We start from the raw sequence: 7,625 nt of genomic DNA, 5'->3' as shown, positions 1-7,625 counted from the left end.
GCCGTCCGTGCAGATCCAGGTCTACCAGGGCGAGCGCGAGATCGCCGCGTACAACAAGAAGCTCGGCATGTTCGAGCTGACCGGCCTGCCGCCGGCCCCGCGCGGCCTGCCGCAGATCGAGGTCACCTTCGACATCGACGCCAACGGCATCATGCACGTCGGCGCCAAGGACCTCGGCACCGGCCGGGAGCAGCGGATGACCGTCACCGGCGGCTCCGCCCTGCCGAAGGAGGACATCGGCCGGATGATGCGGGACGCCGAGCAGCACGCCGAGGAGGACCGCCGCAGGCGCGAGGCCGCCGAGACCCGCAACCAGGCCGAACAGCTCGTCTACACCACCGAGAAGCTGCTCAGGGAGAACCCGGACAAGGTCCCGGAGGACGTGAAGAGCGACGTCGACCGGGCGATGACCGAACTCAAGGACGCCCTGAAGGGCACCGACGACGCGGCGGTCCGCACCGCACTGGAACACGCGAACACGGCGGCGCAGCAGATCGGCACCGCGATGTACGCGCAGGCGGCGCAGTCCCAGGCGCAGGGCGGCCAGGCGACGGAGGGCGGCCCGTCCGCGCCACGGGACGACGAGGTGGTGGACGCCGAGATCGTCGACGAGGACCGGCCGAAGGGGACAGCCCCATGAACGACTCCCACGACTGCGACCGCTCCTCGGAACTGGTCCTCTGCGGCTCCCGCCGGCACCCCGAGCCGGAGTTCCTCCCCACCCCGGTCAGCGCCTCCACCGACGAGGTACCGAGGACGCCCGACGAGCTGGCGGCCCGGCTGGCCGAGCGGACCGCCGACCTCCAGCGGGTGCAGGCCGACTTCGAGAACTACCGCAAGCGGGTGCGGCGGGACCGGCTGGCCGTCCGCGAGATCGCGGTGGCGAACGTCCTGTTCGGCCTGCTGCCCGTGCTCGACGCCCTGGACCGGGCCCGCGCGTGCGGCGATGTGACCGGTGGCTTCCGGGCCGTCGCCGACGAGCTGTCCGACCACCTCGGCTCCCTCGGGCTGCTCTCCTTCGGCACGGTGGGCGAGCCCTTCGACCCCACCTGCCACGAGGCCCTGCTCCACACCTGCTCCCCCGACGTGACCGCCCCCACCTGCAGCGCCGTCCACCGGCCCGGCTACCGCGTCGGCGCCCAGCTGCTGCGCCCGGCCCAGGTCACGGTCGCCGAGCCCGTGGATGGCTGACACATCGTCAACCACCCTTCGGTGACAGCGGATCAGCCGCACGGAATTCGGGGTGCCGCTCGCGCGCGACTCTCCCGCGCCCGCTGGGCGGCTGTCCCGGACCGGCGGGACTGTCGGTCCCCCCGGGTACCCTTACGGATTCGGCGAGGGAGGGATCAGGGTGACGCAGACAGCAGGATGGACCGCCAACGGGCTGCACTGGCACGGCGGCCGCCCCCACCTGAGCGCGCGCAACGGCGAGCGGGAGCACGAGCGTCCGGTGGCCCCGGGCGAGCGGATCGGCTGGCTGCTCACCGGCCCGCGCCGCTGCACGGGCGTCTTGCTGCCCGGTGAGCCGCAGCGCCGCCCCTGCCCGCACGGCGCGACCATCGACCCGGCCGGCGCCGCCGTCCAGTGCCCGGCCTGCCAGAGCGCGGACCGGGGGCTCGCGCTGGCCCGCGACCAGATCCTCGACGACGGCCGCACCTACCGCCTCTACCTCGCCTGGCTCGGCACCGGCCTGCTCAAGGTCGGCCTGACCGCCGAACAGCGCGGCACCAGCCGCCTGTTGGAGCAGGGCGCACTGGCCTTCACCTTCCTGGCGCGCGGCCCGCTGCCGGGCATCCGGCGCGCCGAACTGACGGTCTCCGGCGCGGGGCTGGCGCGCGAGCGGTACCGCGGCCACGCGAAGACCGAGGGCTGGTGGCACCTGCCGGGCGCCGGGCGGCGCCGCGACGACCTGGCCGGGGCCCGCGCCGAGGCACTGCGCCTGCTGGCCGACCACCACCGCATCGAGCACCACCCGGACGGCGACATCACCGACCACGTCGAGCTGTTCGGGCTCACGGACGGCGCCCCCGCCGAGTACCGCGAGGTCGCCGGGCTGTCGGACGGCGCCGTGCTCTCCGGCACGCTGCGCCGCCCGATCGGCCGCCACCTCTTCCTCGACCAGCCCGACGGCCTGCCGCTGCTGCTGGACACCCGCCGCCTGGCCGGCTGGACGCTCACCGCCACCGACCGCCCGGTGGGCGCGGGCCTCGACCTCCGCCCGCGCCGCCGCCCCGAGGCACCGGCCACCCAGGACGCCCTGTTCTAGGCCGCGTCTCATAATTGATCTTGTGGTGGGTCACTGTTCCTCGGCTCGCAGCCACAGGATCTCATCCGATTCGTCCTCGGGCTGATCCCCTTTTTGCGGGCGCCGGCCGCGTGCTGGCGGGCCCTCGCGGCGGTGGAGTCGATCGAGACCGTCCACTCCACCGTCCCCACCGCATCGTTGCGGACCTGGACCTCCCGCAGGAGTGCGGCCCAGGTGCCGTCCTTCTCCCATTGGGCGAAGCGCCGGTAGACGGTCTGCCACGGCCGTACCGTTCGGGCAGATCACGCCACGGGGCACCCGTGCGCAGCCGCCGCAGTACCCCGTTCACCACCTGGCGGTGATCCCGTCAAGGACGCCCGGCACCATCTCGCTGCGGCAGCAACGGCTCAATCCGAGCCCACGCAGCATCCGGTATCTCTCCACGACCCACCACAAGATCAATCACGAGACACGGCCTAGGGCAGCAGGAGTTTCTGGGTCGGTCCGGAGAGGCTGAGCAAGTGGTCGATGATGGCGGCCACCGGGTCCGGCTGCGGGTCGAGGGCGGTGAAGAACCGGTCTGTCTCCGCCGGGCCGGCCGGGGGTGGGGCGTCGAGGCAGTGTCTTGCCTGGGTGCGGGTGTTGGCCAGGGCGGCCGTCCAGGCGGCCTGCTCCGAGGCGACCGGGACGGGGAAGTAGGCGTCGGCCCGGTCGGCCGCGTCGAGCAGGTCCGTGCAGGCGTTCCGCAGCGCCGCGGCATCCACGTTGCCGTCCGGGCCGACGCTGCGGTCGGCGGCGGCGAGGGCGTGCTCGTACTGTTGCATGATGCTGCGCCCCCCGAAGTAGCCCCAGGCCCAGACCTGCAGACCTGCCGTCAGGCTGTCCACCGGTCTGCGCTGCAGTGCGGTGACGGTCGGGTCCGGGCCGGACCCGACCGGGCCGGACCCGGCACCTCCGGGCGTGGTGTAGCCGACCAGGCCGAGTCCGAGCAGGGCCAGGCAGCCGACAGCACCGCAAATACGGTGTACCACACGGTACTTGGGGCTCAGCTCGGCCGCGGGGCAGGGGGGAGCGAAAGGGGCCCGCCGGCGGAGCCGTGCGGCGGCGGCGAACGGGAGCGCTGCCACGATGCTCGCCATCCCCGCCACGGCAAGGAACTGGGGAAGGAAGAAGGTGAGCAGCTGCCGGCCGTTCCCGGCAGGGAAGCCGCAGGAGGCTCGCACCGTCTCCAGCGCGGGTACACAACCGTCGGTCGCGTTCACGGCGAGCAGGACGGTCAGGCCGACGGCCGTCGCCGTGCCCGCGCCGACGGCCGCCGCCGCACCGCTGCCCCGGCCCATCAGCGCCCCGGCCGCCGCCGCGAGGACCGCACCGCAGAGCAGCAGTACGAAGATCCAGCCGGTGTAGACCGTCAGGGCCGGGACCAACGGCTGCTCGTCCCGCCAGATCCACACCTGGGCCCGGTGCGTCAGGGCGAGGACCCCGGCGCCGACGGCCGCGCCGCACAGCAGACCGGGCAGGACACCGGCCGCCCGGGCGCGCACCCCGCCGAGCAGCGGGATGACCAGCGGGACGAGCCACAGCGCGACGGTCAGCCAGACGGTCCACCGGAACAGCGCCAGGAGGACGACGATCAGCGTGAGGTTGGCGATGACGTCCGAGGTGGGCGAGGGCGACAACTGCTGCGAGGGCTCGAAACCGGCGTTCAGGAACGAGAGCGCGGTGGCGGAGGAGTACGGCATCCCGGCGGCGAAGGAGGTCCCGGCCGCCTGCCACCAGCCGTACCACCAGGCGAAGGCCGCAGCGGCGACGGAGACGGTGGCCACCCCGGCCGCCGACCGCCGCAGCCCGGGCCGCAGCCCGGCGGAGAGCGCCGCGCAGCCCGCCGTCCACCAGAGCACGGCGGCGGGCACCAGCACCGGTAGCAGAAGCAGGAGCGCCTCGGGGAAGCGGGGCGCCCAGTCGAGCCCGAGGAACTGGCTGCAGACCAGCTCGCCCAGCAGGTGCCCGGCCCCGAACCAGAGCCCCGCGCGCACCCCTGACGGCCGGGCGGCTCCCGGCGGGGCGTGGACCACGCTGCGCCGGACGGCGCCGGCCGCCACGACGGCGGCCAGCACCGCCGCCGGCCAGACCCCGGGGTTGCCCAGCCAGGTCGGCAGGTAGGTGTTCAGGCCGGGGGTGAAGGTGAGCAGGTAGCCGAGGACGGCGACCGACACCCCGGTCAGCACCAGCTGAGGCGGCCGGACCGCGACCGGCGCGGCGGCGTCGGCCAGCGCGGCGACCCGGGCCTCCCAGGACGGATGGGTGCGCAGCAGCGCCCGCACCGCCCGGCCCGCCGCCGCCACCGGGCCCCGGCGGCGCTCGGCCGTCCGGCGGCGCTGCTGCCGCGTCCAGTAGCCCGGGTCGGCGCCGTGGGCGACGGCGTCGAGATCGGCGTGGATCTCGCGGGCCCGCAGCAGCTCGGCGGTGGTGAGCTGCATCAGCAGCACCATGGCCGCCGCCAGGGCCAGATCCCGGGCCAGCGGCGCCGGCGGGGGCGAGTGGAAGGTCGGCGCGAGGACGGCGGGCAGCAGCTCCCACCCGACGGCCACCACGAAGGGGAGGACCACGCAGACCAGGAACACGCGCCAGAGCGCGATGGTCAGGTAGGTCAGGTCGACGTCCCGGTTGCGCAGGTGGGCGTACTCGTGGAGCAGCGTCGCCTCGAAGGCCCGGCGGTCCGTCCGGTAGAGCGTCACCAGGCCCAGGTCCAGCCGGAGGCTGTACCGTCCGAACCGTCCGAGGGCGACGGCGTTCGCGCTGAACGGCGCCGCCCGGTCCACCACGAAGGCGGGCGTCCTCGGGAGCCCGCAGCGGGTGGCCAGTGCGGTCAACCACTCGGTCAGCTCGGCCTGGTCGAGCGGGACGGCCTGGGTGCGGTGCTGCTTCCAGCGTGGGATGAGCAGGTGGACCAGGACGGCGAGGGCCAGCACGCCGACGGTGCCGAGCAGCGGCAGCCCCAACAGCTTCCACGGGCCCAGGTGGGTGTCCACGCACCGGCGGTAGGCCGGAACGCTCAGCGGCAGGTAGTTGGCCAGGCTGGTGTGGTCCGGGTCGGCGCCGGCCGCCAGCGCGCAGCCCCCGCTGGTGTTGAGCGGGTCGGTCACCAACAGCAGCAAGTCCGAGAGCATGGCCAGCGAACCGGCCGTGAACACCCCGGCCAGCAGGACGAAACGCCGGGTCGTCCCGGCCCCGGGCCGGGGGAGGAGGAGCCGGGCACTCCGGTCGCTCATCGGCTGCCCTCGGCACGCCACCCGGTCATCCGCTTCCCCCGCTGCGCCGCCTGGTCACCCCTCGCCCTCGGCGCTCCGCTCGGGTCCTTCCGGGGCCTGCGGCAGGAGCACGAGCCGCCGCACCACGCCGTCGGCGATCCGCTCGCCCCGCTCGGGGGACAGGCGGGCCTGCCGCGCCGCCTCCAGCACGCACTGCTCGACCGAGGCCAACTGCTCGGGGGTGAGGGCGGGCAGGGCGACGGGCACCGGAGTCCGGCGGCGGCGGAAGAACCCGCGCCGGGCGAGCCCGGACCGGCCCGCCCGCTCCACCACCGTGTCGACGACCCGCCGGACGGACTCGTCCACGACGATCCAGACGGCCGGAGTCAGCAGGACGCCGAGTTCCTCCAGCCCGAAGCCCAGCGGCTCGCCCCGGGTGGGCCGGGAGCCCAGGCGCTCCAGCACCGTCGCGGGGTCCAGCCCGCGCAACGACTCGGCCAACGGCAGCTCCGCCGGGGCGAGTCGGGCGATCACCGCGGTGACGATGGCGTCCCGCAGGTCCGCGGCCGACGGCTCCGGCAGGTGCTCATCCGAGGGACTGGAGTTCATGCTGCTCCTTGGCGACCAACTGGTCGACGTCGGTGGGGCTGAGGGGGTGGACGACGAGGTCGAGCCGGTCCGCGTAGTCCCAGAACTGGGAGCTTCCGGAGGCGTTCGCCCTGTCCTGGTTCTCGGCGGCGGCCTGGTCGAAGAGCGGACCGCCCGCGGGGTTGTTGCAGGTGAGCTTCCCGCTCAGGCTCGTCCCGGTCAGCTGGTAGGGCTGCAGGCCGCTGGTGCACCCGCCGACCTCGCGGCCGCCGGTGGTGATGGAGCCCACCGTCAGCTCGATGTACACCTTGTCCAGCACGTAAGCCGCCGAGGAGGCGTTGTAGACGGGGCCGGAGAAGGCGACGTTGACCAGGCAACCCGTGTGGCTGCAGGCGACGTTGCTCGCACCGTCGTTCTGCTGGAGGATCTGGACCGAGCTGCCGGTCGTGGCGGTAGTGAGCTCCTTGGTGTACTGCACGACCTTGCCGTACAGCCCGGCGGCATCGGTGACCGGGGTGAGGGTGATGCCGAGCGAGTTGGTGAGCGGCGTGTGCGCCTCCAGCGACCTCGGCTGTTGGCTCGACGGGTTCTTCGCCATCGCCTTCAGCCCGGCCAGCGCCGTGACCGGGTTCGCCGGTTCCCAACGGAGCACCCGGTAGGGGGCTTTCTGCGTGACGTACAGGTACCCCTGGACGGTGTCGGCCCGCCAGGCCGGCTGCCCGTCCACGGTGACGGCGGCGGCGGCCTTGTCACCGACCACCGGGAGGCGGGGCTGCTGGTCGAGGGCCGAACTCAGCGTCGCGGCCAGCTTCGCGGGCGTCACGTAGGTCTTGAGCAGCGAGGCCATGTTCTTCTCGTCGTTACCCGGGTCGTAGGTCCAGCCCTTGAGCATGGTGTCGTTCCGGTAGCTCAGGTAGTCGTGCCCGGCGACCGTCACCAGGTCCTCGTCCACCTTGTCCGAGAAGTCCGCAGCCTCGCCCACGGAGCCGAACCGCTCGGCGGTGGCGGTCACGGTGACGTCGTAGTAGCCGGTGTACTGGTCGTGGTCCTGGTACCGCACCCCGGGCGTCCGGGCGAGCGCGGCCACTGCCTGGGTGAAGGGCTCGCGCACCTCCTGCTTCGGGCTGCCCCCGTCCAGCAGGAGCACCAGGACAACGGCCAGGACGGCCATGACTACGGCGCCCGCCACCGCGAGCCGGGCCCGCCGACGCCGCCACCACGGCCCGGCCCCGGGCCCGTCGGGGCCCAGCAGCGGCTGGGCGCCGGCCGTCGCCGCGGCCGCGTCGGCGAGAAGGCGCTCGCCCCGCTCCGGCCACTGCGGGCCGTGGACCTCGGCAGCGGCCGCCTCCAACTCCGCCAGGAAGGACCGGGCATCGGGGTACCGGGCCTCCGGCGCCTCGGCCGTGGCGCGTGCCACCACCCGGCGCAGCGGCTCGGGCAGGTCGTCGGGCGCCGCCGCGCCGGGGGAGTGGCCCACCGGGGCGGGCTGACCGCCGGTCAGGCATGCCAGGAACACCAGCGCGGCGGCGTACCCGTCGGAG

At 74.2% G+C, this 7,625-nt stretch carries 5 protein-coding genes and 2 pseudogenes; 3 read left to right on the top strand and 4 right to left on the bottom strand.

All coding sequences use genetic code 11. The features are described 5' to 3' along the window. The 3 genes from UK12_RS31170 to UK12_RS31160 form a co-directional block, all read left to right on the top strand. On the top strand, positions 1-640 hold a 640-nt coding region (locus UK12_RS31170), incomplete at its 5' end, for an Hsp70 family protein (protein ID WP_045306570.1). Then, on the top strand, positions 637-1,191 hold the full coding sequence (gene grpE / locus UK12_RS31165) for a nucleotide exchange factor GrpE (protein WP_063838355.1): 555 nt from the start codon (positions 637-639) through the stop codon (positions 1,189-1,191). The genes UK12_RS31170 and grpE, both read left to right, overlap by 4 nt. A 160-nt stretch (positions 1,192-1,351) precedes the next feature. After that, on the top strand, positions 1,352-2,266 hold the full coding sequence (locus UK12_RS31160) for a DUF2797 domain-containing protein (protein ID WP_052682342.1): 915 nt from the start codon (positions 1,352-1,354) through the stop codon (positions 2,264-2,266). An 86-nt stretch (positions 2,267-2,352) separates the two neighbouring features. Here the strand turns inward: UK12_RS31160 and UK12_RS38660 are convergent. The 4 genes and pseudogenes from UK12_RS38660 to UK12_RS41820 form a co-directional block, all read right to left on the bottom strand. Beyond that, a pseudogene (locus UK12_RS38660) lies at positions 2,353-2,711 on the bottom strand (IS5 family transposase); the annotation flags it as partial. A gap of 10 nt (positions 2,712-2,721) precedes the next feature. Beyond that, the gene (locus UK12_RS31155; protein WP_045306566.1) at positions 2,722-5,517 is read right to left on the bottom strand and encodes a M48 family metalloprotease; all 2,796 of its coding nucleotides are present in this window, start codon (positions 5,515-5,517) and stop codon (positions 2,722-2,724) included. Between the two features lie 54 nt (positions 5,518-5,571). Then, entirely contained in the window at positions 5,572-6,105 is a 534-nt protein-coding gene (locus tag UK12_RS31150) for a hypothetical protein (protein WP_052682340.1), read from the bottom strand. Continuing rightward, positions 6,083-7,625, bottom strand: a pseudogene (locus tag UK12_RS41820) (hypothetical protein); the annotation flags it as partial. The gene UK12_RS31150 and the pseudogene UK12_RS41820, both read right to left, overlap by 23 nt.

Origin of the sequence: Saccharothrix sp. ST-888 (assembly GCF_000955975.1) — a bacterium.
In the GTDB taxonomy this organism is placed as follows: domain Bacteria; phylum Actinomycetota; class Actinomycetes; order Streptomycetales; family Streptomycetaceae; genus Kitasatospora.
This window is presented reverse-complemented; position numbering and strand designations above follow the sequence as displayed.

Bases quoted from the DNA above. Each gene is read 5' to 3' on its own strand.
- UK12_RS31155 (WP_045306566.1), bottom strand. From the start codon at position 5,517: ATGAGCGACCGGAGTGCCCGGCTCCTCCTCCCCCGGCCCGGGGCCGGG.
- UK12_RS31150 (WP_052682340.1), bottom strand. From the start codon at position 6,105: ATGAACTCCAGTCCCTCGGATGAGCACCTGCCGGAGCCGTCGGCCGCG.
- grpE (WP_063838355.1), top strand. From the start codon at position 637: ATGAACGACTCCCACGACTGCGACCGCTCCTCGGAACTGGTCCTCTGC.